Here is a 25799-nt window from a genome sequence, read left to right on the forward strand (position 1 = left end):
AGGTACGCGCAAGGTCTGTTCTTGCAAGACGCAAATTTCGCCTTCGGTTCGCCCTACGTCACCATTTGCCGAGCTCTTCGAGGGCATACGGGCATGCCATAGGATGTCCGCGAGAGCGCCGCGTAACGCCTGGCCTGTCCCAGGTTAGTCAGCGCGGCCACTGCTTCGCCCGCTCCAATCAAGGGCATCTGACGGGTGACTTTAACGGGCTTGCGTTGCGCAAATAGCTGAGTGCAGATCGCAGCCCATGGCCTCGAAGCAGCCCGCATCCAGCCAATGCAATAGGTTGAAGACTTCGCACAGGGCATATTCACGCTTAGGGACACTCGGGCCATTCGTGTTAGCTATTTGGGGGCGAAGCTCCATTCTTCATCGCTGACCCCTGTGAGATAGGGCTTTCATAACATCACACGACTCTACCGGGGCTTGGCGATTGATGGAGCTAAGTGCATAGCAAGTTTTAAAAGTAGCAAGAATGATTTTGGTGAAGGTGTTTGTATAAAGGCGCCCCTTTATTCTCTACGATGGAATAGGGTCTGTTGCTGTAATCCAATCTGGCGGAATTTCCATGGCTCTGCCAGGCATGTCTCTCTCTTCCATAAATATCTTCAAGTGCTTTTTGTGCTGCTTAATTGCCCATGCCAAGCTCTGGAACTCAAAGGCAATTCGCAGGAATGACTGTGTTGATACTCTGAAGCCCCCATTTAAAATATTTCCTGCGGCTGAAATTTGAGCGTACCAATGTTCATCCTGTAAGAATGTGATATGCAGCCCATTATTTTTAAACCTTCTCTTTATCACTTGCAAATCAAAAATAACTACAATGCTCAAATCTCCGTTGATGAAGCGGTAGAGGTGATCGGGGCTCAGTGAAAGATGGAAAGGGGTATAGGGGTGCCAATTCATTGCTCTTTTGTAGTCGTTTAGGTTGAGCATATGAATGTATTTCCCAGGTATTTGATCAAAAATTCCCTGCTTGAATTTTGTTATGGCTAGATAGTGAATCCCACTCTCTGGTGAGGCATGGCTTGTGCCTTCTTGATAGGATCTATCTATGCAATTATTGATGGCTTGCAAGTGATGTTTTTCCTTCCCTATGTGTTCATGCCTTACTACAGGGCCGGCACCTCGGAAATTTTCAGCTTCATCTTTTGTGAAAAAGCTGTTTATTTCTCGTATGTTTCTAATTTGCTTTTCACCTCTTTTGTCAAGCTTCCCCGATTTTTTCACCTCAATGGGATAAGGATCGCTGCGACCTAGCAGGCATACATCACCATGTCTTAACGTATTTGTGAGGTCGCAAAGTACAGCGGGAACATTCTTTTGAGCTGCTGCCTTTAGTAGTCGTATCTCCATTTTTGTGCCTTCTTTCCCGGAAATAAATCCGGAGGTTTCCTTTTCGTGATAGCTGTCATCGTAAAGAAGGTGCTTGATTGCATACTTGTCGCAGAAATGGAAGGCAATGCTATCGCCATACATTTTCCAAATATAGATGATGTATTTGTAGGTTTCTATTTTATTATCTGATTTCTTGATGAGGTCTGTTATTTTTTTGGAGCGTTCTCTGGTGGGTCTGCCATTTGCTTTTTCAAGGCGCAGGCTTTGAATTGCCTCTTTTGTGCGGGTAATTGCTTTCTCGCCATCTTTGATTTTTCTCAAAAGCAATAATTGAAAATCTACGATTGCTGCTGCCGGCAAATTTTTCTGCGTCCTGATGACGTGAAGCATCATCGTGAATTGGTCAAGACTTTTCTTGTATCTATTAACCATTGTCAGCCTCCAGAAAAAATCCGTTGAGTGTGCTTTGAACTTGCCTTAGAGGCTAGCACCCGTGCGGCTGGCGGCAGCACGAGCATCTCAAAGGATGTGGCGTTGTCGCTTGTATTCGGCGGAGGCGCTCAGGGTCAAGCGCTGCTGGTATTGCAAATTCGACTGGCAGCTTCCAGTAGCAGGCCTTCGTCGCCCATTTGGCGCTCGCGTGTTGCTGAAGCGCTTGTTCCGTCGCAATTGAAAGCGCTGCTCACGAGGACCTGAAGTACGCAGCAGTGGCTGAAGGCGGGGGCGGGTGCCTAGGCACACGCCAGTGCCCCACCTCTTGATTGCCTTGCACTGGCTGAGATCCTGAACTGTCGGCGCGACCGACGTTCATTCAGGAGTTCAGCCATGGCAAATGCAATCGTGACAGTTCAAGGTGGGACGGGGTCGCTGCCGACCCTGCTTGGCAGCGGACCGGTCCGCATCCCTACGGGCGGAAAAATTCGGCCCGGCATCATGGTCCTGACCAAGAAGGCCGCCGCGCTGGACCAGGCCAAGGCCATTTACCAGCAGGGCGTGGCCGATGGCCAGTCCTTCGAGCAGATCGAGCGGGCCTTGCGTGAAGCGATGCCGCAGTTGCAGGCGCCGCTGGTCCCACGCAACGTGCCCTGGTTCACCGTGCGCGCCGGAGATTTTCCCAACCCCGAGGTGGCCCGGCAGATTCTGAGCACCTACGGCGAGGACCGCGGCAAGGGCCACCGCCTGTACCGCTTTCCGGTGGTGTTCCCGGCCGACCAGTGGCAAAGCGTTATGCCGCACGAGCTGGCGGCTTGGGGGGCGCACGAGAAGCGCTTTTGGTCGCAGTACTCTGTCGACAGCACGGTGCGGCACTGCATGCAGCATGCCCCCGTGCCCATGGACCCCACGGGGCGCCGCAGCATCCGACTCTTTGGCGGTCGCAAGACCGTCTTGCGGGAGGACAACGGGGGAATTTGCAATCCGGAATCCTGTCCCGAGTACCAGGCCCGCCAGTGCAACCTGACTGGGCGCTTCCTGTTCTTCATTCCGGGGATTCGGACGATCAACGCGCTGGAGTTGCCGACCACGAGCTTCTATGCCATGAGCAACGCTATCCAGCGCTTCCAGGCCATCGGCCATATGCGTGGCGGTCGAATCTCAGGCTTTCTCGGCGGTGGGCGCGAGACCTTCTACCTGACCAAGGTCCTCAAGGAGGTGCCCTTCATCGATGAGGCTGGCCGCGCGGTCCGGGTTCCGCAGTGGATCATCGAACTGGAAGCGCCCATCGACGTGACGGCGCTGCTGCGCGATGACGAAGAGGCTGACACAGCCATCATGCAGGCCCGAGCTGCCGGCCAAGTACTGGAGGGTGCGTCAGTGGGGCACTCCATGGATGCCGGCCACGCAGAGCTGGCCGCAGGCACTGAAACCGTGACCGAGCTACCCCTGCGCCCCGGCCACCCGACGCTGGAGCAGTTGCTGAGACGCGCCGGAGCGATGGGGCTGGAACCCGGACGCTTCCAACGCTACGCCGACTGGCGTTGGGGGCGAGGATGGAAGATCAATCCTCATGGCCGTGGCCGTGCCTGGGACGAGTTGGAGCGCTACGCCAACGATCCAGTGGGCTACAGCGACAAGATCGACCAGGCCTTGGGTTCCATCGCAGGCGAGGTGTGACATGCGCATCGCCCACTTCTCTGACCTCCACTACGGGACGGCCATGCTGGACGAGGCGGATCGGTGCTTTGGTGCCGCTATCGACCGCGCTATTGCCGAGCGGGTGGCGGTTGCGGTGATCTCTGGGGATGCCACGGATCACGCGCTGAGCCTCCACGAGCCCGCCACCTTGCACCTGCTGTCCCAGGTGCGCCGGCTGGCAGACCATTGCCCGGTCTTGATGCTGCAGGGGACGTTTTCCCATGAACCGCCGGGGGGGCTGGCCGTGTTCCCGCTGGTGGGGGCGTGCCACCCCGTGCACGTCGCGACCTGCATCCAGCAGGTGGCACTCGTGCGTGATGCCTGGGGTGTGAGGCGTTGGCAGGCTTCGCAGGGCTGGTGCTTTGAGGCAGTGCCCGCGGATGTGGAGCTGGTGGTTTCCTGCGTGCCCACCATCAACAAGGCGGCCGTGGCCGCTGCCGTCGGGGCGGTCGATGCCTCGCAAGCTGTAGGCGAGCAACTGGCGCTGCTGTTCGCCGGGTTCGCACCGATCAACCGGGAGGCGAGGGCGCGGGGGATTCCGACAGCCGCGGTTTCCCATGGCACGGTGTTCGGCAGCCTGTCGGAGCACGGCGTGCCGATGGCCGGGTTCGATCATGAGTTCAACACAGGGGCGCTCTTCAGCGCAGAAGCTCAGGCCGTGATGCTGGGGCACATCCACCGCCACCAGTCTTGGGAAAGGGACGGTACCTGCGGACTGCAATGCATTGCTTACGCTGGGTCCATCGGACGCTTCCACTACGGTGAGGATGGCGACAAGGGCTTCCTGCTCTGGGATGTCGTTGCCGGTGCCGCTCGGTGCGAGCTGGTGCCGACGCCAGCGCGCCGGACCGTGGACATCGAGTTCGAAGGCAGGCCCGACCTGGAGACCTTGCGCGAAGCGGTCGAGCGCCATGCCTTGGAAGGGGCCCATGTGCGCGTGCGATGGGTGGTCGCGGACGAAGACCGGCATTGTGTGGACCGGGCCGCGATCATGCGTCTGCTGGCGGGCGCAGCTCAGGTGAAGCTGGAGGGGCGGATCATGCCTGTCGTGCGTACCCGGGCACCGGGCATCAGCCAGCTGGGGAGCTTGGCGGACAAGGTGCGGCGCTGGGCGGATCTCAGTGGCGTGGTCCCCGAGTGTGTCTTGGGCTGTCTCGCTGCATTGCAGCAGGGAACCCCGGCGGCGATCGCTGAAGGGCTCCTGCAGGACGGTTCGAACGTCATCGCGAGCGACGATACGTGCCAGGACTTGCCCAGCTAGGCCCACCCGTAGTACACCCTGCATCGATCAGAGGTGGTGTCGCGGGACATCGCCTGGAGGGGCAGTTGAAGTTCCAGGAGGTGCCATGGGCAAAGCCGCAGCAGATATCGATGTCATCGCCGCACCTGCTGCGTCCCTGTCGACGGGGACGCGCCCGCGGTTTCGGACGGGCACCCGGCTGTTGTTCATGCTGTACGTCTGCCGAGTGCCGCTGCTGGCTGGCTTGATCGTCTTGGCCGCGGGCGCGCTTGCCGACCAGGTCCAGGAGGTGGTGCGGGTCTACGTGCTCAACGCCGACGACCCCGAAGGCGGCAATGGCGTGTGGCTCAAGCTTGGCGCTATCTATGCCGGACTGTTCCTGCTCAGCTGGACGCAGTTGTTCTGGTCGCGGTACGCCTTGGTCAACCGCTATCCATCGCCCCTGGCCAACAACGCAGTGCTGCGGGCTGCGTTGCGGCTGCTTCCGTCCTTCTTGGCCTTGCTGCCATGGGTGGGCGGCGCGGTGGCGATGGCGAAGGCGGGAAGCGGTCTCTCCGGTAGCCCGCAGGCCTTGGCTCAGTTCATGAGCTGGGTGCTCGTCATGCTGGGACTGGGTGCTGTTTTCACCTACTACTCGAAGCGCCGACGGGCGACGATCCGGCATCAAGCGGCGAACGCTTCGTTGACCGCCAAACCGAACGGGGCTCGGATCGGCAGGGTGGTGTTTGCACAGGGCGACTGGTTGACGGTGTCTCTGGGCCTGGGGTTCGTCCTCTTCGTCGCTGCCGCCGTGGCCCCCCAGCAGCTGGGCGGCTGGCTCGGCGCCATCGCGGTGTTGCTCGCTGCCTGCGTGGCCCTGGTTCCGGCCTTGACCTGGCTGACGGCCTCACCATGGGTGCCGCGCTGGCACTGGCTGACGCTGCTGTTCCTCGTGGCCGCGCTCTGGAGCTGGCTGGACCTGAACGACAACCATGAGTTGCGCCAACTGGCGCGGGTCGAGAAGGGGGTGAAGTCGCCTGGCTACGGCGGCGCCTTCCGGGAGTGGTTGTCGACCCGAGTGCAGCCGGGGAACGTCGATCCATACCCCGTCGTGTTCGTCGCGGCGGAGGGCGGTGGTATTCGGGCGGCGTACTTCACGGCGCAGGTACTCGCGGCCATCCAGGACCGATGCCCGGCGTTCGCTCGCCACCTGTTCGTGGTCTCGGGCGTCTCTGGCGGGAGCGTCGGGGCGGCGACCTTCGCCGGTCTCTTGGACGCGTCAGCGGAAGCGGACGCGAAAGACGACCTGGGATGCGCTGGCGAGATCGGGGACCGTGGCCACTATGCCGATCGAGCGGAAGCAGTGCTCAAGGCCGACTACCTGGGGCCGCTGGTGGCGACCTTGCTGTTTCCTGATGCGCTGCAACGGCTGCTGCCGTTCTCCGTGCCGGCATGGGACCGCGCACGGACTTTGGAGGAAACGGTGGAACGAAGCTTCAAGGCCGAGCTCAAGAGCGACTTCATGGAGCGGGGCCTGTACACGTACTGGCGGCCCGAAAGAAATGTGCCCATCCTCATGTTCAACGCCACGAGCGTGGAGACGGGGCATCGCACGGTCGCTTCGCCGGTCTATCCGATCGAGGAGCGTTTCCATCGCCTGACCACCTTCTTCGACTTCGCCCCCTTCACGGAGTACCGTATCAGCACGATGGCCGTGACCAGCGCGCGCTTCCCCCTGGTGACGCCTGCTGCGGCCTTGACCAACGGCGACAGCAAGCAGCGCTTCGTCGATGGCGGCTACTTCGAGAACTCCGGCGCCGCAACCCTGTCGGAGGCGGTGGACGTGGCGATGCAGATGGCCGCCCTCTACAAGATCGCGATCCGACCCGTGGTCATCCGCATTGGCAACTCGCCCAGCATGCTGGCGGCGACGGAAAACAAGAAGGCCACCCAAGAGGCCCAGGAGGAGCAGAAACCGTCGATGGGGCTTGGTGAGCTGCTGTCCCCGGTTCGCACGATGGCGAACACGCGCACGGCCCGCGGCGTGCTGGCTGCTGAGGCCTTGAAGACCAACATCACCACGATGCAAGACAACGGGGTGCTGTCGGACTATGTGGAGTTCCAGATCGGGGTGGACGCGATCCCCATCCCACTGGGGTGGCAACTGGCATCCACCACGCGCAACGCGCTGGTGGCTCAGCTCAAGCGTCCCGCCGACTGCGGGACACGGTCAGGCATCGTGAACGGCTGCAGTGTGCAGGACGTCGTGGACATCATTCGTTCCGCACAGCGCCGCTTGCGGCATCGTCTCCCCAGGCGTCAGCATCGGCCCCGGCCGCTGCCCAGGCCGTGCGCTAGAGACCGTTGCCGCTCATTTCCACTACGACATCGATGCAATGGGGCTTCGGGCAGGACTTGAATGCTCGGTGAGGCGAGAGATGCTGATGGCTCTGATCAACGGAGCCTGCGATGTTTCCCCTTTCACTGCGCCTTTCGGGCTTTCGCGGCATTCGCGACGGCCTGGGTCTCGATGTACTTACCCTGGACCTGGAGAGGCTGGCGGGAGATGCCCAGCTCGTCGCGCTGGCCGGAGCCAACGGCCGCGGCAAGAGCACGGTGCTGGACAACCTGCATCCCTTCCTGACGCTGCCCTCGCGTGCAGCGCAAGCTGGGCCGGGTGGCTTCTCCTTCTACGATCACGTGGTGCTGCCGGAGAACGAGAAGGACCTGGTCTGGTCGCACGACGGGCGGCGGTTCCGCTCGCAGGTGGTGATCCGCTGCAATGGACGGCGGACGACGGATGCCTTTCTCTTCGAGGCTGATCCGCAAGGGTGTTGGAAGCCGGTCAGATTGCCCGATGGGACCGTGTCGGACGGCAAGACCAGCACCTACAACCGCTGCGTCGAGCACCTCCTGGGTAGCCCGGAGACCTTCTTCACATCGGTGTTCAGCGCCCAGTGCAAGCGCCAGCTGAGCGCCTATCCGAACAGTGAGATCAAGCGCCTGCTGGCCGACCTGCTGGGGCAGGAGCGCCTTCGCGAGGAAGGCCAGAAGGCGGCCCAGGTGGTGGATCAGCTGAAGGTCGGGCTGGTCGCCATGCGCCAGCAGCGAGGGTCGCAGGATGAGCTACTTGAGCGCCTGCGCGGCGAGCATGGCCGCCTGAACTGCGCCAGTGCGCAGGTGGACATTCTGGCGCAGGCCAAGGTAGACGCCCAGCGCGCCCAGGATTCAGCACGGGCACACCTCGCGCAGCTGCAGGCCGCCAGCGAGCAAGCCCAGGGGGGCGATGCGCAGCGCGCGCAGTTGGACGGTGAGCGCGTCGCGCTGATTCGAACGGGCAGGGAGGTGATCGAAGGCATCAAGGCCCAGATTGCTGGGCAGCAACAGAGACTGGAGCGTCTGACCCAGCGAGTGGATCTGCGCAAGGCGCAGTGGGCCACGCGCTCCCAGACGCTGGCGGCAAGCCGTCGGCAATGTGAAGGCGTGCTAGAGGACGAGGTCGCGGTCAGGCACGCGCAACGCCGGTTGGAGGCGGCCAAGGCCGTGGCGGGCCTGCGGGCGGAGCGATCCCTGCAGGTCCGACTTCGAGTCCAAGAGCTCCATCTGTGCACGAGTGCCCTGGAGTCGAGCCAGCAACGCTTGGCGGCTATTGAACGCGAGGCCGGTCAGGCGGCCTTGAGGGCCGAAGACCTGGCGCGCCGATTTGGACTCACGCGTGAGGTGCCCTGCGCGGAGATGGACCTGCAGGGGCGGTGCCAATTGCTGGGTGATGCGCGGGACGCTGAGGTGCTGATGCCCAGCGCCCAGGGCACCATTCGCAAGCTGGCCAAGGACAAGAAGGAAGTTCAAGCTCAGATAGACGATCAGCAGGAACAGTGCAAGCGCCTTGCCGGCGCTCCACAGGTGCTGATGCTCGCGGAGCGCCGAGCGGTGGCCAGCGGTGATCGTGCGATCAGGTATGGCCGGCTGGCGGCCCGTATGGGGGAGATGTCGCAGGCGCTGGACAGGCTTGCGGACATCGACCGCGAGCTGGCGGGATTGGCGGGGCAGGGCGTCCAGCAAGACGAGACGGAAGACGAGCGAGTGGAGCGTCTCGACATCGAGGCTACCGTGCAGGTTCTCGATGCTCAGCAGGGCCAGCAGGCGCAGCACTATCGCGCGGGGCTGAATCGCCTGTTGGACGCCTTGGCCGCGTTGCCAGCGCCTTTCGACGCTCAGGTCCTGGCGGATGCGCGGCGGCAGCTGGATGCCGCGCAGTTCGCTGTCGCGCAGGCCGAGCACGTGTACCTGCGGGCAGTGAGGGATGATGAGGCCAAGCTGGCGCTCGAGGGCCAGATCGTGGAACGTCAGCGAGACCAGGATGCCCTGGGCGACCGCATTGCCGGGGTCGCAGAGCAACTGGGGAACTGGAATCTGCTGGTGAAGTGCTTGGGCAGCGACGGACTGATCGCCCTGGCGATTGACGATGCGGGCCCGGCCTTGTCGGGACTCGCCAATGACCTGCTGTTGGCCAGTTGCGGCCCGAGGTTCACGGTCTCGCTGCTCACCCAGGTCGAAACCCGTCGCGGTGATCAGCGGGAGGGGTTTGCCATTCAGGTGCACGACGGGGATACGGGTGTGAGCAAGCCCGTGGAGCAGATGAGTGGCGGCGAGCGGGTCTGGATCAACGAGTGCCTTGTCCGCGCCGTGGCCTTGTACCTGGCGCAGAACGATGGCCGTTGCTACGGCACGCTCTTCTGTGACGAAGCAGACGGGGCCTTGGACCCCCAGCGCAAGAGGAGCTTCATCGCAATGAAACGCGAGGTATTGCGGCTGGGTGGATATGCCCGGGAGTTCTTCGTTTCGCAAACTCCTGAACTGACGGCGATGGCTGATGCAGTGATCGATCTGGACGCGATGGTCTGTTGTCGCCCTGATATTGCCCACGCGTGAGGTTCCCGCGCAGGGTGGAATTCACTCGTGCCTCTGCGCGATGGTCCACGCGTTGGGTATTCACGGCCCACTCTGGCATTGCCCTGGCGGCCATCGCCTTTTCGGAGTTGCGAGCTCCTCTCACGTCTACCTCATTTGTTTTAAGCGTGGATTTTGCTGTGAAGGTGATAGAAGTCCGTCAAGCATCATCGGATGGAGGGAGCTTTTTCTGGGCGCTGCCAAGCCATTTGTTGATTAGTCCCATGTGTCGCTTGTCAGTCGTGAAAACGAACTCTTGAGCGTGTTGAACCAACCTGGTGTTCGTTGCCTTCGTCATCCAAGCGAGGTTCATTGTGCTGAAACGATTCACGTACGTACCACTGGCACTGACGAAGAAGTAACTTGGAGAGATTGGTACAACTAAACCAAACTCTTCCCCGAAGAAGTCGCCGAAGTATGCGAATGGGACGTCAGATGTCAAGGCATCCAGTTTTCCTGGAGGAACTTTGAAAAGCGACCATTCGGCGGCCAGCATCTTTTGATTGTTTTTGGGGCAGCCAATTGTCAGGATCATGAGCTTTAACCCCTCGTCCATGAGCTCGATATCGGTTAAAGAGTGCAAGGGTTGACGCTCTATAAAACTTTTCTTCCCCATCGTCCGGAAGTGCTCAACCATGGGAGGAATTCTGAATAGTCCAGCCAGAAGAAGTTTTGCCCATATTGCTCGTTGCTCTTCCGATAGACTCGCTATGCCTCGTGCTAGCAGCTGCTTGTGTACAGGTGCTGCGATATCGTCTATGTGTTGACCAAAGATTTCTTTTTCGACGAAGACATCAGGTCCTCCCTCAGCTCCCTTTATTGAATAAAGGTGCTCGCTGAAGGCGACACGCTTTGGCGACAATCGATCGTATCTCGCATCTCCATTTGGGAGTCGCTTGAAAACACCTAACTTGCCGTCATCGCCTGCCCATGGTTCAAGCAGGAATCGAGGAACGAAGTGATGGTTGACGTGGGTTTTCTTCATGAGCCATTCTGTATGGGACGCTGAGAGCATTGGCTCAAAAATCCCAATCAGTACTAGGGAAATTTCCACCGAGGCAAGCAGTATTGCCGTCCGAACAGCGGACTGGAAGGGGGGCACGCAGGCGCGCTTTGAGGAAGTCAAAAAAAACCGCCTCGGGATCCGAGGCGGCGAAAAAGCGGGCGCATGGGAAGACGCCCGCAGGGAGGTTCGATCGCGATGATCAACGAACGCTTCATTGTCTCCATCGAGATATCCACCTGTTGCCAAGGTTGCTGAGTGGATACCCTCATTTTCCGCGAATCGCCTCTCTTTGCGATGGCATTACGCTGGAGGCAGGATCAGGTGCGTATCGCGCGCCGGAGGTTTTTAGAGCAAGCCATGCTCCGCGAAGGAGTACCTGCTTTGGCCCGCCACGATGAAGTGGTCTATCACCTTAACACCGATGGTCTGCAGCGCCGCCTTGAGCTGCTCCGTGAAACGTCGATCTGAAGCGCTGGGCACTGTCGTTCCGCCTGGGTGGTTGTGGGCGAAGGCCAGGGCATACGCCTGATGGGCCAGCGCGCCTTTGAGGACTTCACGGGGGTAGACCATGATCTCGGCAATCGTCCCCCGAAACAGCTGTTCCGCGTGGATCAACCTCAGTTGCGCATCCAGGTACAGCACGAGGAACACCTCGTAGTCCAGCGCTGCGCAATGCAGCTGCAGCCATTCGCCCAACGCGTCTCGACTGTTCACGAGCGGTCGACCCTGCATGTGGGCGAGTAGCTTGCGGCAGAGCAGTTCACGCGCGACGAGTAGGCGCCGGGAAGCCGCCGCCTCGACCTCGGGCGAGGTAATCCCTGGCAGGCCTGCTGCGAGTCCTTGGGGTATGCCTGGAGAAGGGGCGGCGCCACCTTCGACAGCGAGACGGGTTGGGGGTGGCCCAAGGAGCTCTGCCAGCAGTTGCGCGTTGCTGAGGTCCGACGGCGATTTCAGTTCAGGGGATGGCCCGGCTGCCGGTGCGGCCGCCGGGCGCTTGCTTCGGCGTGAGGTCCGGGCAAGGGCTGGCCGGAAGCCAATGCGGATGTAGCTCATGGTGTTCTCCACGTGGCGGAACACCCTTCCTCTCAAGGGACAGGTGTCCCAAGAAGAGGGTGTCAGCAGCCACAAGGGCTGCCGACGGAAGTGGGCAGGTGACGACTGCGACGCCGGATGGCCGGGAGCGACTCCATGAAGGAGTGAGCGAGAGGCTGAATTTTGCATTCCGGAGGCTGACCGTGCTGCTCAGGAAAGGGTGCTCAACCCATTTCGATCAGCTGGAAAGCCGTTTGTGGCTGGCTTCTTCCATTGCGGGTCCAACTGCTTCAGCGGGGCCGCGCCTGGCCGACGTCGACGGTCACGTGTTCCATGCAGCGGTTTCCCACGTTGAGGCACTGATCGAGGTAGATCTGCTCGAGCAAGCTCTGCGGAACCCGGATGTTCAGCTGCTCCAGCGTGTCGCCAATCGTGCGGATGTCCTGCCAGTCCTTTTCAGGTTCGCTCAGGCTGTTGTAGACGAAGACTTCGTCTGAGCATGCAGGCGAGGCCTCCGCGGCCTGGTGAATGACGTGCAGAAACAGCTCGCGCAACGGGCGGTCATAGCCCGCGACCACGAGGACGGGCTGGCCTTCACGGCTGGTCCAGGTGAGGTGCCGGCTCATGGCTGGGTCTCGCTGCGTGTTGCGTCCAGCGCGGGCATCCGCAAAGTCTGGGGCGCAGGAGTTCTGGCCTCTTGCGGATCTGTCGGCAGCCTGGCTTGCTGCGACACGCGAGCCGAGGACCGCTGCAGCAGGAGCAACAACTCCTGTCGGGCCATGGATTGGCGTGCCTGCAGGGCCTGCTGCAGCCGGGGCGCCTCGGAGAGTTCAACGAGACCGTGCAGCTCGTCGTCACCGCAGGCCTCCCAGACTTCCACATGGAAGCGTTCTGGCTCGACATGCAGCCATGCGCAGGCGGCAGCGAACCTTCCCTCCGAGATGTCCCGGACTTGCCAGGGGCGACCCTGACGAAAGTAGCTATCGAGATCGCGCAAGGGCAGCATGACGCTCGCACCGAACTGGTTCAGCGCCGAGAGCGCGCTCAGGGCCTGCGAAATGGTGACAAGCAGCGGGGCATCGAAGCTGAGGTCCAGCCTGTCGGGCCGGTACAGCGTGGCAGTACCGATGCAGGTGAGCTCGACGCGGACCGATATGGACGTTTGATCGGACATGATGATGGTCTCCAATGGGGGCGCCGGCGATCGACGATGCCGGCTCTGGAGCCCTGTCGCCCGTAAGGGCGGCAGGGCTCGTGGCTCAGGCGGTCAAGTCCTCGGTGCGATTCACGCGACTTGCCGCAGTGCGGTGAAGAGCTGTTGGATCAAGGCCGGCTCACCCTTCTCCAAAGCCTGGCACGCGCGTGCAACGTGGGGTTGCACGACCGCGGGCGTCAGGTCCACGGCCTCGATATGCAGCAGCACCGTGCCCAGGCGGGAACGGACCGTGAGCACCCCGCGATCCCGGGTCCACAGCGCATCGCTTTGGTCCGTCGGTTGCGCCTGGTGCCCTTCGCTCGCCAGTTGCAGGGCCATCACGAAGGTGTCGGCGGTGGCCACATCTTCGAGATCGCCATAGTCACGGCTGTAGAAGCGGACCTCGTAGCGCCCGGGCGGCAGCTGTGGCCATTCGTCTGGCGAGGGCAGGGCCGGCGCGGCCTGCTGGCTCGCATCGATCGGCCGGACGACCTGGTCGTCGAGCAGTCGATCGAGCTTCAGCAACAGCGCGTCTGCATGTGCGCGGTCTTCGAGCGTCAGGCCCGTGCGCATGTTCAGGATCTCCTTCATCATCAGACGAAGTTCCTGAGCGATGGCACGTTCAGCGCGCTGCTCGATGGAGCGCAATGCGTCAGAGGTGGTGCTCATATCGGGGCTCCTTTGTGTGAGCAGAAAGCAAAGTTGGGGGGCGAAGCCACGCGGAACTGGATCAAGGGGAGCCAGGTCACACGGGCTTGAGCGACTCAGGTGGAAGCCGATGTGGCCTTCTCCGGGCTTGCGGGGACGATGGCCAGGACATCCGACGGCGGCTTGCGGCTACGACGCGCGGGCGTCGCGCTGGCTTGTGCGGCGGGCACTGCTGCGAGTGCGGCGACCGGCAGTGCTTCGACCGCGATGTCGCCGGTCGTGCTTGCCACACGGCGCAACTGTTGCCACGGCAGCACGAAGAGTGAGTGCAGCAACCAGCGCACGAAGGCGCCGATCCGCTCGTTGCGCTCCTGCCTTGCGTGCGCACGTCGCAAGGACTCTTTGCACGAGAGATAGAGCGCCAGGTGGGCGCTTTTCATCTCGGCATCGCGCTCCAACTGGGCGAGGACTTCCTGGGCGAGGGTGGGATCCTCCCGCACGCGTTGGTAGAACTCGACCCAGGCTTTCTCTTCCTCGGCAATGACGCTGGGGCGCCGGGGGCGAGGACGCTTCTCTGGGGACATGGTGGGCTCCTGGTTGTTGACAGGGGGGCACCCGTTCCCAGGGGGAGACGAATGAGGCTCCCCGGGCTTGCATGTCTGCACGACGTGGCTACGCTGGAGGCCTCTCCTTTCAGGAAGGACCAGCATGTTGCGCGCAGGTGATTCACTCAGGTTCACACCCGCCGAAATCGAGGAGTTCCGATCGCTCGGAATCGATTTCGACGGTGTGCGAACACAGACCGACGTCGAGACGGCGCTGGTCCAATGGACGGGCGTGCTCGACGAAGAGCGGCCTGATCTGCTGGAGAAGATCGCGTTGGAACTGGCCAGGGCCAAGGAGGTGTCACCACCTCCACGACTCAGCGTCGTTGGCCCCGTGTGCGGTTGTCCTGAGCGATCTTGATCCAGCGGTCGGCGATCGTGTCCAAGTAGACGAGATCGTCGGCCTCGATGTCGCCCGACTTGCGAAGACGGGCAATGACTTCCTTGACCAGTTGAGGGTCTTCCTTGGCGAGTTGGATCGCCAGGGCTGCGATGCGCGAGCGGTAGCCGAGCATGCTCAGCCCTCCGCGTTGCGCAGGGTCTCGGCGTCCGCGGTCGCGCCCGAAGACGGGGACAGCGGACGCAGCAGCGCGGCCAGAGGCCGCGACTGCGCCAGGGAAGGGCGGGGCTGGCCCGATCCTCCCAGCAGCACGCAGGTGCGTGCGCTCAGCGATCTGCAGGTGATCGATGCGTACATGGTGTTCTCCTTTGAAGAAAGAGGAACACCTCGCCCCCATGGGAACAGTGTTCCCATGGGGGGGCTTCGCCCGTGAGGGCAAAGAGGCTCAGTGGCAACGCACAGGGGCGTGCCGCAAAGGCCCTGCATGCCGGGTGGCAGCTGGGCGGACTCAGGACTGAAAGGCTCCAGATCGGACGAACCGACGAGGGTAGGGCGGCGGCTGGCTCAAAGGCCGAAGCACGCCACCTGGGGGACGAGGAGGCGGGTAACGACCGCGACGCCAGCTGGGCTGGACTTCGTGCCCCCAATGAAGGGTGGCGACGAAGGCTGTGCAGACACGATGTCCGCGAGAGCCATCCCAGTATGGGCAGGCGTCTCAGCTTCCTCAAGCGTGCTCACTGCCGAAAGGCAGGAAGCCAGCCGCAATGCGCCGTGATCGGGGGATGTGTGGCTGGAGTTGGCTCTTTGTCTGCTGAGGATGTGGGGCTGTATCGGCTCTGACGATCCTGCGGATGCAGGGGCGCGCCTATAGGAGCGCCGGCCCCCTCGCTCAAGGCTGCTGCAGGTCCTGTGCCGTGTAATTACATGAAGTATTAAAAAATAGGATAATCTTGGTAATCTTCCTATGGAGCACGCCATGACCGCCATCCGTGACACTGCAGCTTTCGCTACCTTGGTGGGCACCCCAAGCGAGGTGCGCAGCCGGCTCGACAAGGTCAAAGCCGAGCAGGTGATCGTGCTGCCCGTAGCACGGGCGGACGCCGAGCATGCAGGCGTGCTGGCCCAGACGCTCGTCAGCGTCATGTCGTTCATCAACGAGGCGCTGCGCGAACAGAACGAGCAGACCCTGAAGGATTTGGTCAACGCCGTGGTGCCCAAGGCACCTCCCGAGCCGACCTTGCTTCGCGAAGCGGCGATGCTCGCACGTTCGCGCAAGGCCGTGTTGGCAAGTGCGGACTGGCTGACCGCTGCAAAGCTGGCCGAACTGGCTGGATTGAGCGCAAGCAATCCGAGCACGCAGCCCAACAAGTGGAAGCGCCAGCGTCAGATCTTTGCGATCCATCACAACGGCGTCGATTACTTTCCCGGCTATGGCCTGGACCCGGAAACCGACTGGAGGCCACGTAAAGCCCTGAAGTCCGTCCTGGAGGTCTTTGGCGACGAGAAGGATGGCTGGGGGTTGGCCTACTGGTTCCTCTCGGCCAACAGCTTCCTGGGTGGCCGACGCCCGCAGGATGTGCTGGCGACCCAGCCGGAGCAGGTCGTTGCTGCTGCCAGCGACGAGATGGAGGGCGTTGTGCATGCCTAAGCCGCGCAAAACCGCCTCGGCCGCCGTTCAGGCATCTCCCGCGGACGGCGGCGGCACCACAACTCCGGCGCCACCGGCGACGCTGCATATCACTGCGTGGACACTGCCCGCCAAACAGGTGCTGCACCGTGTGCATCAGGACCAGTACCGAGCCGACCAGTTCAATCCGGGGCTGAAGGGCAACGCGCGTTTCAGTCCGATCCACGATGCCAAGGGCGATCACATCCCGACCCTCTATGCCGCGGTCACCTTTGATGCGGCCGCCATGGAGTCCGTGTTTCATGATGTCTCGCATGCACCCGGCTTCAAGCACTACGACAAGCGCAAGCTCGAAGGGCAAATGCACTCCGAGCTTCAGGTCGAGCGCGAGCTGAACCTCGCCGACCTCAGCAGCGTGCCGTTGCGCAAGCTGGGTGTGCAGCGCAAGCAGCTCATTGACACCGAAAAGGACCAGTACCCGGCGACGCAACGCTGGGCCGAGGCTATCCATGCCCAGCATCCGGACATCCAGGGCTTGTCCTGGATCTCGCGCCAGGACGATTCGGCTCGCGCGGTGATGCTGTTCGGTGACAGGATCCCCCAGGGTGCGCTGCAGCAGGTTGGCGATTCGCGCAGCCTGCTGACGGACGAGCAGAGCTATGGGCGGCTACTGACCCTGGCTGATCGGATTGGCGTGGACATCGTGCCGGGCAAGGGGATGCCCTAGTTCAAACCTGGGAATCAGGCGGGTCTTCTCCCGCAAGACACTCTCTCAGCAAGATGACATGGCGCGATACGAACGAACCCAGCCCGGCAATCCACACCAGTTGACCATCCGGCAGCACCTGCTGCCCAGTCGGACCATCTCGCGTTTCTGTGGGCGCGACGGCCTGGTGCATATGCGCTTGTCCGAGCGGGCCGTCGAGCTTCGGCTCAGACCGGACAACCATCTCTTTTGCACGATGAGGTCGTGGGATCAGCGAGCCGAGTCTGGCTTTGGCAAAGCGATTGAGGACGGCTACCAGGTCATCGCCGATCGCCTCGTCAGCCGATCACTGACGAGCCTCGCTGCGGACATGCACGGTGCGATCACGGAGATGTACCTGCTTTGGCGGTACCGATGCCTTCGCGCCCGCGACCCGCTGCCAGACCTAGCTATCAACGGTGTGACAGGAAATCCTGATCTCGATCTGGACGCTCAGGAGCAACTGGAAAAAAGCCGGGTGATGTTCATCAAGCCCGATGGCACGCTGCCAGGACGGGTAGTGGCGGGCATGATGCTGCAGAGCGCCATTGACAGTGACTGGGAGAGCGGTGCCCATGCCATGCGCTGGGGCGTCTTCTCCAGTGGCGAGCTGGAATTCCTGGTTCCGGACGCTTTCATCGACCAGCCGATCCTGCCGGTGGCGCCCGGCATCTGTCTCGCCGCTGGCGCCAGCGACGCGGAACTGACCTTGGAAGAAGTGGCTCGGGTAAATCGCGAAGCCGTTCGGGCTGCCAGCAAGTACTGGTTCGTCCATGACGTCGTCCGTTGCCCGGTGATGCGGGCAACTGCGCCCTGAGTGGCTTCCCCGAGGTGCAGACGGCGTGAAGCGCTCAGTTCAGATGCTGATGCAGCAGCCGCTGGAACTCGGGGCGCAGCGTGCCGGAGGCATCGATCGACAGGACGTCAGGCGGGCCACCGGGCCAACACAGCTGTCCCTGCACACCATCGAATGTCAGCACGGCACGATCAAACACCCGCTTTTCGGACAGTTTTCCGTCTAGTAGCTGTAGGACCGTGACCATATTGCCTTCGATCCAGAGCCACTGCCGAGCACCGTCGACGAGCGCCTGTAGCTGCACCAGTTCAATCTCCACAAGACAGCCATGGGCGGCATTGAACAGCTGGAGCACGGTGTACCGGACGGGCATGGAAAAGGGGGGGCGGTGCGCGGGAATGCTTGATTGTCACCGCGCCGGGTGCTTGCCGCTCCTATGGGGACATCCAGTAGATGCCATGGCCGGACCTTCGCGGTGCTGCCCAGACCTGAAAACGTAGCGCTACACGACTCAGCTGTGGGCGACCAGATCAGCCTAGCGAGTAGCTCGGCGTTCCCGAACATGCTCACGCCATAGGGGGCAAGTTCGGGAGGCGCACCTGGCCCTCCGAGGCCCCTGCAGCCAGCAGGCTCATCTTGGACCCGAAGAATGGCGGCCTGAACATCCTCAAGGCAGAGGTCAAGAGCCGCTCTGGCATGACGACGGCCGTCATCAATGAAGCCAGAGCAGCGCTTTGTGCCAACAGCGGGCTCCCGTCGCCGCATGCGCTCGCGTTCGTCGCCGACCGTTCGAACGAGGCCGGCGACACGGTGCTCAGCAATGCATTGGACAAGGCCCTGCTCATGGACGGTATTCGCGCCTCCCAGGTCTCGCACATGCTGTTCACGTTCTCCGGCAACGACCCGTTGAAGTTACTGAAAGCCAACCTGCAGTCCTATGCCGGGCCGGTCCCGCAGCACTATGTCGGCCTTCGTGTCGAAGGACACCAGGACTTCATCAAGGCGGTTTTCGCGGCTATCGGCACGGGAGGCAAGTAATGGCTGCGACGCTTGAGGAACTGAGAGCCAACATCGACGCGGCCATTGTGCCTGGATACCGGGCTCGACTCCTCGCCCGCGGCCAGGCGCGCGCAATGATCTGGCGCGATGGCGCTCTGCCGCAGGACGCACCGAACTTCGGCGTCGAGCTATCGGACGACCTGCTGGCCTATGGCTACTCGCTGTTGCAGCATGGCCTGCGCTACATCGACATGGGCGGCGATGGGGAGACGGCCCGCAAGGCCTTCGAGGTGGCCGCCGAAGCGCTCGAAGCCGTTGTTGCGCGAGGGGCGGCCAGCGCGGAGCGCGACTTCCATCGCCTCGTCGCTGCGGCGGCCTATCACTTGGGGCGCTTTTCGGCGCGAGCCTATTCGTTGCTGTATCAGGGGTTGGACGCCCAGTTCCACGGGTTTGATCGTCGCGACCTCAATCGGCGATCTCGGCAAGTTCAATTTGGAGTATCTGGGGCCTGGTCACGTGGACCGCGGCTCAGCGCAGCGGCCTTGACAGGAGATAGCGGTGGAGGAAGAACTGATTCAGAATCAACCTGAGAAATCTTCATCGGCACGACATCAACCTGACGTGTGTCGTCTCCGGTGAGCCTGTCAAGGCACCCAATGGCGGAATGCCGAAGCGCTACAGCTCCAGCGCTTTCGTGGTCGATGTCTGACAAGGGGCGTTCACTTGGCGGGACGGGACACTAGCTCGGACGAGCTTTGCCGAGTGCCACGACGGCCTCGTCAAGCTTGGCGGACAAGCCAGTCAGCGTGCTCAGGCCAACCTCTCCAGCCTGCAACTTCTCCCCAAGCTCAACGAGGTTCTTCTCGACGGATTCTCGTGCCACCTGCAAGGCTTTCAAGCGTGTTCTCATAGACGCAATGTTCCCGCGCAGCTCCAAGATGGCCTTGTCGTCTACCAGCAAATCGCCATCCGCTTGCTGAAGATCGGCTTGCGCTTTGACCAACGCGGATCGAGCCACTGCGACCGCCTTGTTTGCCTCGTAGCGGCGTTTGTCGTAGTCCTTCTTAGCCGCTTGGTCAGGGCAGACATCGTATGGCTTGTCACCGCAGTGCAGCTCGACGGATTGAAGCATTGCTTGAGCTTCGTCGACAGCAGTTCGCTTGGACGTCAGAGCCGCCTGAGCGGATGATCGCGCCTGACGGTGTTGGTCGCGTTGAGAAGTCCGGGATTGCAGGGACGACGTGTTGCTGGAGATCTCAGAGTTCGTCGAGTTGATAGATGCTTGCACCTTCCCCTTCTCGGCCACTGTCGCCTCTACAGCACTCTTTAGCTTCGCGACCGCAGCCACTTCCGAGCTAAAGACTTCACGAATTCGTGTGACTGCTGCCAGCTCATTGGAGATGGCCTTTTCCAGCTCGTCGCGGCGCGCCTTTGCCTTGCCGTTCAAATCCTGGCTGTAGGAGTCGATAGCAGTGCTTGCTGTAGTGACAGCGGATCGAAAAGTGCGCAGTTCAAGAAGGGTGAACAGTGACTTCTCCGTTCTCTCCTTCACTCGGGTGGCAGGTTCAGCAAAGAATGGTCGGAGGATGGTTTCGAAGCTGGATGTTCCGGTTCCTGCCGGCGCACCAGAGGTCGCGTTGAACGCACTCTGCAGGACGATCCAGTCGTCCAAGAAGGCAAAGTTCCAGGCGAGGTCGTCCTTATTGGCTATGCGGCTTGCAAGGTCGGCAACTTCGGCAGGCTTGCTATGCGTGCATATTCGAAGATCCCACACCATCGGGGCGAATTCCCGCAACTCGGGCCAAGGCTTTGCCAAGGACAGTGACTTCTCAGCGCCTTCGACCTTGGCGATAATCCGTTTCGACGCGGCACTCGCTGACTGCCATTGCGATACTGCCCCCCCGACCGCCCCGTAGGATCGCGCGTCCTCAGTGAGTGCCAAGACCCTGACTGTCTCTGCAGAGATCTGGACATCCAACGGATCGTTGAGAACCACCGGTGCCGCTGTATCGAGCAGACGGCTGTACGGAAGTGAAGATTGAGATGGTGGAGCGAACGTCGAAGCCTGGGTCGCCATTTCCTTCGTAGGCAGGCTGACTTCTGGGCCCTTTCCGAAATGCGTTGTGAGTGCAGTGACGTTGGCATTGACCGCAGTCGTGCAGGCATTGGGGTCAGGGTTGACCACACGGACGATGCTGCCACCAGGGCCCGACTTGAACGTCCAGTACACAGAGCATTTGTCCACCTCACCGGGTTTGGGGCTGCAGGTGCAATTGATCTCGCAGAGGTCCAGTCCTCCATGTGGGATGCCTCCGGGCGCCAGCGGCGTCAGATGGGGCTGCGCCGTTGCAACGGCATTCCAGAGGCAGCAAGCGATGAGCACCATCCGGTTCATGGAGTTGCTCCCAGCTGGGTGATCACATCTTGGACCTGATTTTGATCACTCGAGTTCTCCGAGGCAAAGATGTCTGCGCGCAGCCGCTGTTTTTCCTCCTGCGCAAAGCGAGCCTTGGCTTTCCAAAGCTCTTGAGCCTGCTTCAACTCACTCTCGGCGGTCTGAAGCATCGTCTTTGCGCTATCCAGTCCGCTCTCGAAGGTGGCGAGCGTGTTCCTTGTCGAGTTGAGATCATTGAATGCCGTCACGACCGCGTTCTGGGCGCTGGTCAGCCTTGCTTGAAGTTGAGTCAACTCATTGCGCAGACGCTGTTGGTTCTGCACGTACGCGTTCTTGTATTGGACGTGATCGGCGCTGTCGCATTCGTTCCAGGAAACATGGGAAATCGGGCAGTTGTACGGGACACTGATTGCCTCTGTGACCTGCTGAATGCTGTTGCGGATGTTGGCTGCGGCAGTTTGGGCGGCCGAGAGACGCTCCTCGGCCTCGGCGACGTCCATCTCCGCGGCGTCCCGCAGTGTCTGTTGCCGTTGGACATCTGCTGTCGCCTTGTCCCGGGCATATATGGCCTTGACGACGGCTTCCTGAAGCTGCTGGACTTCTACGTCAAGCTGCTCCAGGCGTTCCACTGCGGCTCGGAGGTCAATGGCTTCGACCGTAAGGACGTTTCTGATTTCGTTCGCGGCGACTCTGACCTCGCTCACGCGGGCCGTCATGGCAACCGTAGCGGCATTGCGTTTGGTCTCTAGCTGGTCTAACGTCCCTGAGACGAACGGGATGTATGAGTTCTCCACGTCGAGCGCCTGGAAGGCGAGCGTCTCGCTCAATATCGCCACCGGATACGTCTCAGCAAGCTTCCACATCACCTTGGCCAGATCGGAGAGCATATCCCTCTGACTTTTGAGGGCGGTCTCCACCGTCGCAAAATACGCAATAGCGCTCCGCGCGTCAGATACTTCGGAGACGCAGGCGAGCAGATCAGACATTCGAAGCCTGATCGCCCCTCGCGTTGCGTCAAAGCCGGTTGTGGGCACGACGCCCGAGTCGGGAAGCCGAGCGTCGAAAGTTGGAGTAGGTAGTTCTCTGATGCGCCTCCTCGCTTGATCCAGCGCCTCCTGGAACTCCGTTGGCGACTGAGGGGAGGGCGGTGGGGCTTTCCCAAGCGCTACGTTGCCGGTGGCTTCTTGGCTCCACGCCAGCCAATCCAAGCTTGTGGAGGCGGTGTCATAGAAGTCATACAAGCTGGCCAAGAGCTTGGCCCAGGTGAATAAGCTGGTTGCCATGTCATGTTCTCTCTACCGCCGACTCGCCTGCCTAGAGGTCCCCTATGAACCCCCTGGCCCTCGGCGCCGCGGCATACCACGCCTGCTCCGAGCAGGTCGACCGGCACAACGCGGCTTGAGAATAGGCGCAATTGACTCGGCGCAATTAAACAGAGCATTGGTCAATTTCGCAATACGTTTTGTAACGCCAAACCGCGTCAATCAGCGCATACCTCAGCCACGTGGAAAGCGGCATCACACGTTTGTGGTATTACCAGATGTAACGCTTGACGCTACTATTCCCTGACACCGAAATGGAGGGGACTATGCGGCGAGATATCAAGCGTTCAGGTGGCCTGGCTCTTTTGGCTCTCGTGGCGTTGATGGGACTGAGTGCCTGTACGACCACGCTGACGGCCTCGAAGGTCGGCAATTTCGACAAGGTCGTCAAGGGGCAGGTCTATTACCTGCCGCGAGCCGAGTTTCAGGTCAACCTCTCCCGGGAGTTGAAATCCTGCAACGTGGTCTATCAGGATGACGCGCAGGCTGCCCTGGCTTGGCTGGGCGCCCAGCTTCAGTCGGCGAGAGGGGCCGACACCCCGGAAGATGCGCTCAAGATCATGGACGCGATCGTGGCAGACCCAGTATTGAGTCGAGGCGATGTGCAGCCGGGGATCAATGCCGTGCTGGGTTCCAACTGGCTGCAGCGCGTGGTGGTGACTGCCGCAGCGCAACCGCCAAAGCCCGGTTCCAAGCAAAAGGGAAAAGCTGCCAAGGACACGCGCGAAGTCAGCGACGACGGCTTGAACAAGCTCAGCGCGGCGATTCGGCAATTGAATCTGCGACCCGAGCTCAAACTCGAAGTCGATGTGACGGCGCAAGTCGTTCCGAGCTTTGCGCCCGATGCCAGCCATGCCTATTCGCTGGACTACGCGCCGATGGCAGAGGGCTTGAAGGCCACCGACTATACGGTGGAGACGTATCCGGGTGGCACTCTCAAGTCGGTCAATGTCACGATCGACGACCAGACCGGCCCGGCCATCCTCAGCGCGATCGGTGGCATCACGAAGCTGACAGCGGCGGCAAGCGGCTTCCCCCTTCCCACGGCCAATGCTGCCAAGGCCGTGCCATTCCAGTCGTTCGGCGACTGGCAGGACGCCCAGGCCGAGCGCGCCGTTGCATGCAAGGCCGACATTCGATGGAAGCTCTATCAGAGGGATGGACTGGAAGCCCAGTCCGAGGCCGGTGCCGAGACCTCTCTTGCGCTGCAAAAGGACGTCGACAAGCTCAATGACGAGCAGGTCAAGGCCATCGCGGCGCTGGAGAAGGCGCAGGCCGCGTTGAAGGAGTTGGACGAGAACGACCCGAAGCGTCCCGAGGCCAAAGCGCAGGTCACCAAGGCCGAGAGCGATTCCAAGCTCGCAGCAAAGCAGGTGCTGGACGCCAAAGCCAAGCTCACGGGTGCTCAGCAGGCGGCGGCGAAGGTTGTCACGCGCCTGGCGTCCGTGCGCAAGGCGCTCACCGTGATGAGCTCAACGACGTTCCGGCCAACGCCGGCCGTGTTGAGCCAGGATCTGCCTGGGGCCGTCGAGGCACTTCAGGCTTGGCTGGCACCCGATCCTTGCAAGGGTGACAAGCAATGCGTGCATCCTGACCGGTCGCGTCTGGCCGCAGCCATGTCCGCACAGGTTGCGCTGTATGCCCCGTCGCTGCCTGGCGATCGCAGCAACGACGTGGGCGAGGTGGGGGTCTTTTATCGGCAGCCCTTCAAGAGTACCTTGTTGGTCTGCAAGGCGCAGGTCTGCACCTCTGGAGGGGCTATCGTGGCGACGCCAGACGTCGTGCTGGTCTCGTCCCTTGTCGACGTACCGCAGTTGGGAGCCTTGGCGGTATTACCGCTGAAAAACGGTCCATTCCAGAACAACACGATCACAGCGTCGTTCGCAGAAAGCGGCGCCCTCACCAAACTGGCCTACAAGTCCAACGCGGCGGCGGCGAAGGCTGCCGAGGTGTTCGAGTCTTCGGCGGACGCGCTCATGAAGTTCCGTGAGGCCAAGCGCAATCAGGAAACGAGCAAGCTGGAGGCCAGCGCGTCCGAGCTGGCGGCCAAGAAGAAGCTCATAGACGCCCAGCTGGCACTGGAAAAGGCGCAGGCGGATCTGGACAAGTTCCGGGAAGGCAAGTCCACTTCGGCGACGGAGTAGGGCAGTGGCCAGCTCCTCTGGAGGTGATCGCTCTGCGCGTCCGGTCGGCCGGGCAGAGCTGCTGCCTGGCGTTTCTGATCCCCGTCTTTTGGCGGCTTATGCGGCTGCGCAGCCCTGGCTCAGGCGCAGCTACGTCACCGGGCTTGGTATTGGCTACGCCCGCAAAGGAGGACGACCAACGCGGGAGCTTGCGTTGTCGGTCCATGTGAGCAAGCGCCTCCCCGATGGCGAGCTGAGCGCGCGCCAGCGCTTTCCTCGCACCTTGCTGGGGGTTCGGGTCGATGTGGTCCAAGCCAACCTGCGGCCTCACCTGTCGCAGGAGGAGGTGCAGGCACGTCGCCGCACGGCGGCCATCCCGCTGCGGCCGGGCGTGCTTCTCAAGACGGAGGGGGGCGACCTGGGAACCGTTGCATTGATGGTGCGTGGCCGCACCTCCGGGGAGAACTACGTTTTGGGGGCAGGTCACGTCATGCTTCAAAGTGGCACCACGGTCTTTCAGCCGAACAGCTCAGCTGCGAAGCGGCTGACCATCTCGGTGGAGCAGGTCGAGCGATCGCTGGGGGATGCAGGCATCGCTTCCTATACCGGCAGGGCCGCAGAGAATCGGCCCTATGGGACGGACCTTGTCATCGGGCGTGTGAGGGACGTTCGGCTCGACGACCGGCTCACGATGTCGGGCGCATTCAGTGGCTTGACGGTGGGCAAGGTCGACTGGGTTGGGCAAAAGCCGATTACCTATGCCGATGGCTTGACGCTCAACGTTCCTGGATTTCAACTGCGACCCGTCACCGAAGGGGACTCGCTTACCCAGCCAGGGGATTCTGGCGCGCTCTGGTTTGATCGGTTTGGCGCTGCGGTGGGTATCAACGTCGGGGGTAAGGACGACACCGCGGTCGCGATTGAAGGGGACGAAGCCGACTCGACCCCTTGGGCGTTTGCCTGCCACCTAGTCAAAATGATGGATCAACTGGACGTCGAGCTGTAGGTCCGCGTGCATCGAAGTCCTTGTGCCGGCACAGCATCGAGACCTGGACTGAGGCATGCGAGGCATGTGGCAAGTCCTGGGCCATGAATGCGGCTGGTCGCATCTTCGAGCCAGGGGCGGTCAATTCAGGTGCTGATGGTACAGCCCCTCGATCACTAGCTGTGCATTGCTGTCGCCGAGCAGGGTCTCAATGTCGATGGCTTCCCGGACCGGCGCGGTTAGCGCGCTGGCGGTGTCAGGTGATGGCATGTTGTTCTCCAGGGAATAAGGGAACACACACCTCCCCAGGGAAGCGGTGTTCCCGGGGGAATGAGCGAGCG

Annotated in this window: 24 protein-coding genes; 11 read left to right on the plus strand and 13 right to left on the minus strand. The window is 61.6% G+C overall.

The window, feature by feature from the left end:
- Nucleotides 1-519: 519 nt before the first annotated feature.
- Nucleotides 520-1731 carry a hypothetical protein gene (locus ABDJ40_RS15145; RefSeq protein ID WP_347611123.1) on the minus strand — a complete coding sequence of 404 codons (1212 nt, stop codon included), beginning with the start codon at nt 1729-1731 and terminating at the stop codon, nt 520-522.
- A 432-nt stretch (nt 1732-2163) separates the two neighbouring features.
- Between ABDJ40_RS15145 and ABDJ40_RS15150 the strand changes: the two genes are divergently transcribed.
- From ABDJ40_RS15150 to ABDJ40_RS15165, 4 genes are all read left to right on the plus strand, one after another.
- The gene (locus ABDJ40_RS15150; protein WP_347611125.1) at nt 2164-3450 is read left to right on the plus strand and encodes a recombination directionality factor; all 1287 of its coding nucleotides are present in this window, start codon (nt 2164-2166) and stop codon (nt 3448-3450) included.
- A 1-nt stretch (nt 3451) separates the two neighbouring features.
- The gene (locus ABDJ40_RS15155; protein WP_347611127.1) at nt 3452-4732 is read left to right on the plus strand and encodes a metallophosphoesterase family protein; all 1281 of its coding nucleotides are present in this window, start codon (nt 3452-3454) and stop codon (nt 4730-4732) included.
- A gap of 85 nt (nt 4733-4817) precedes the next feature.
- Nucleotides 4818-7109, plus strand: a complete 2292-nt coding sequence (locus ABDJ40_RS15160) for a hypothetical protein (RefSeq protein WP_347611129.1) — start codon at nt 4818-4820, stop codon at nt 7107-7109.
- A 50-nt stretch (nt 7110-7159) separates the two neighbouring features.
- Complete coding sequence (locus ABDJ40_RS15165) at nt 7160-9622, plus strand: DNA repair protein (RefSeq protein WP_347611131.1); 2463 nt, start codon at nt 7160-7162, stop codon at nt 9620-9622.
- Between the two features lie 178 nt (nt 9623-9800).
- On the opposite strand, the gene ABDJ40_RS15170 is transcribed toward ABDJ40_RS15165, so the two are convergent.
- The 8 genes from ABDJ40_RS15170 to ABDJ40_RS15205 form a co-directional block, all read right to left on the minus strand.
- Complete coding sequence (locus tag ABDJ40_RS15170; RefSeq protein ID WP_347611133.1) at nt 9801-10625, minus strand: DUF4238 domain-containing protein; 825 nt, start codon at nt 10623-10625, stop codon at nt 9801-9803.
- A gap of 366 nt (nt 10626-10991) precedes the next feature.
- Nucleotides 10992-11699: a JAB domain-containing protein gene (locus ABDJ40_RS15175; protein WP_347611135.1), complete on the minus strand. Its 708-nt coding sequence runs from the start codon at nt 11697-11699 to the stop codon at nt 10992-10994.
- 269 nt (nt 11700-11968) lie between these two features.
- Complete coding sequence (locus ABDJ40_RS15180) at nt 11969-12304, minus strand: hypothetical protein (RefSeq protein ID WP_347611137.1); 336 nt, start codon at nt 12302-12304, stop codon at nt 11969-11971.
- The gene (locus tag ABDJ40_RS15185) at nt 12301-12852 is read right to left on the minus strand and encodes a hypothetical protein (RefSeq protein ID WP_347611139.1); all 552 of its coding nucleotides are present in this window, start codon (nt 12850-12852) and stop codon (nt 12301-12303) included. The genes ABDJ40_RS15180 and ABDJ40_RS15185 overlap by 4 nt, the downstream gene beginning before the upstream one ends.
- A gap of 111 nt (nt 12853-12963) precedes the next feature.
- On the minus strand, nt 12964-13542 hold the full coding sequence (locus ABDJ40_RS15190; RefSeq protein ID WP_347611141.1) for a hypothetical protein: 579 nt from the start codon (nt 13540-13542) through the stop codon (nt 12964-12966).
- A gap of 95 nt (nt 13543-13637) precedes the next feature.
- Entirely contained in the window at nt 13638-14105 is a 468-nt protein-coding gene (locus ABDJ40_RS15195; protein WP_347611143.1) for a hypothetical protein, read from the minus strand.
- Nucleotides 14106-14443: 338 nt separating this feature from the next.
- A complete protein-coding gene (locus ABDJ40_RS15200) occupies nt 14444-14641 on the minus strand; it encodes a hypothetical protein (RefSeq protein ID WP_347611145.1) in 198 nt (65 codons plus the stop codon).
- 2 nt (nt 14642-14643) lie between these two features.
- Nucleotides 14644-14823, minus strand: coding sequence for a hypothetical protein (locus ABDJ40_RS15205; protein WP_347611147.1), 180 nt, complete (start codon nt 14821-14823; stop codon nt 14644-14646).
- 619 nt (nt 14824-15442) lie between these two features.
- On the opposite strand from ABDJ40_RS15205, the gene ABDJ40_RS15210 reads away from it, so the two are divergent.
- The 3 genes from ABDJ40_RS15210 to ABDJ40_RS15220 are packed head-to-tail and all read left to right on the plus strand — an operon-like array spanning nt 15443 to nt 17655.
- Nucleotides 15443-16114: a hypothetical protein gene (locus ABDJ40_RS15210; protein WP_347611149.1), complete on the plus strand. Its 672-nt coding sequence runs from the start codon at nt 15443-15445 to the stop codon at nt 16112-16114.
- A complete protein-coding gene (locus ABDJ40_RS15215) occupies nt 16107-16820 on the plus strand; it encodes an RES family NAD+ phosphorylase (RefSeq protein ID WP_347611151.1) in 714 nt (237 codons plus the stop codon). Before ABDJ40_RS15210 ends, ABDJ40_RS15215 begins: the two co-directional genes overlap by 8 nt.
- A gap of 58 nt (nt 16821-16878) precedes the next feature.
- Complete coding sequence (locus tag ABDJ40_RS15220) at nt 16879-17655, plus strand: hypothetical protein (RefSeq protein WP_347611153.1); 777 nt, start codon at nt 16879-16881, stop codon at nt 17653-17655.
- Nucleotides 17656-17689: 34 nt separating this feature from the next.
- On the opposite strand, the gene ABDJ40_RS15225 is transcribed toward ABDJ40_RS15220, so the two are convergent.
- A complete protein-coding gene (locus ABDJ40_RS15225; RefSeq protein ID WP_347611155.1) occupies nt 17690-17989 on the minus strand; it encodes a hypothetical protein in 300 nt (99 codons plus the stop codon).
- 281 nt (nt 17990-18270) lie between these two features.
- On the opposite strand from ABDJ40_RS15225, the gene ABDJ40_RS15230 reads away from it, so the two are divergent.
- Both ABDJ40_RS15230 and ABDJ40_RS15235 read left to right on the plus strand, forming a co-directional pair.
- Entirely contained in the window at nt 18271-18672 is a 402-nt protein-coding gene (locus tag ABDJ40_RS15230) for a Hachiman antiphage defense system protein HamA (protein ID WP_347611157.1), read from the plus strand.
- Complete coding sequence (locus ABDJ40_RS15235; protein ID WP_347611165.1) at nt 18672-19223, plus strand: hypothetical protein; 552 nt, start codon at nt 18672-18674, stop codon at nt 19221-19223. The genes ABDJ40_RS15230 and ABDJ40_RS15235 overlap by 1 nt, the downstream gene beginning before the upstream one ends.
- 149 nt (nt 19224-19372) lie before the next feature.
- Here the strand turns inward: ABDJ40_RS15235 and ABDJ40_RS15240 are convergent, their stop codons facing one another.
- Together ABDJ40_RS15240 and ABDJ40_RS15245 are read right to left on the minus strand one after the other, a co-directional pair.
- Nucleotides 19373-21028 carry a coiled-coil domain-containing protein gene (locus tag ABDJ40_RS15240; protein ID WP_347611167.1) on the minus strand — a complete coding sequence of 552 codons (1656 nt, stop codon included), beginning with the start codon at nt 21026-21028 and terminating at the stop codon, nt 19373-19375.
- Nucleotides 21025-22014: a coiled-coil domain-containing protein gene (locus ABDJ40_RS15245; RefSeq protein ID WP_347611169.1), complete on the minus strand. Its 990-nt coding sequence runs from the start codon at nt 22012-22014 to the stop codon at nt 21025-21027. The genes ABDJ40_RS15240 and ABDJ40_RS15245 overlap by 4 nt, the downstream gene beginning before the upstream one ends.
- A gap of 602 nt (nt 22015-22616) precedes the next feature.
- Here ABDJ40_RS15245 and ABDJ40_RS15250 point away from each other — a divergent pair.
- Together ABDJ40_RS15250 and ABDJ40_RS15255 are read left to right on the plus strand one after the other, a co-directional pair.
- On the plus strand, nt 22617-24494 hold the full coding sequence (locus ABDJ40_RS15250; RefSeq protein WP_347611171.1) for a hypothetical protein: 1878 nt from the start codon (nt 22617-22619) through the stop codon (nt 24492-24494).
- A 4-nt stretch (nt 24495-24498) separates the two neighbouring features.
- Complete coding sequence (locus ABDJ40_RS15255; RefSeq protein WP_347611173.1) at nt 24499-25479, plus strand: chymotrypsin family serine protease; 981 nt, start codon at nt 24499-24501, stop codon at nt 25477-25479.
- Between the two features lie 120 nt (nt 25480-25599).
- Here ABDJ40_RS15255 and ABDJ40_RS15260 read toward each other — a convergent pair whose 3' ends face one another.
- The gene (locus ABDJ40_RS15260) at nt 25600-25728 is read right to left on the minus strand and encodes a hypothetical protein (RefSeq protein WP_347611175.1); all 129 of its coding nucleotides are present in this window, start codon (nt 25726-25728) and stop codon (nt 25600-25602) included.
- Nucleotides 25729-25799 lie beyond the last annotated feature (71 nt).

This window comes from Roseateles flavus, from assembly GCF_039872765.1.
Lineage (GTDB): Bacteria > Pseudomonadota > Gammaproteobacteria > Burkholderiales > Burkholderiaceae_C > Roseateles_B > Roseateles_B flavus.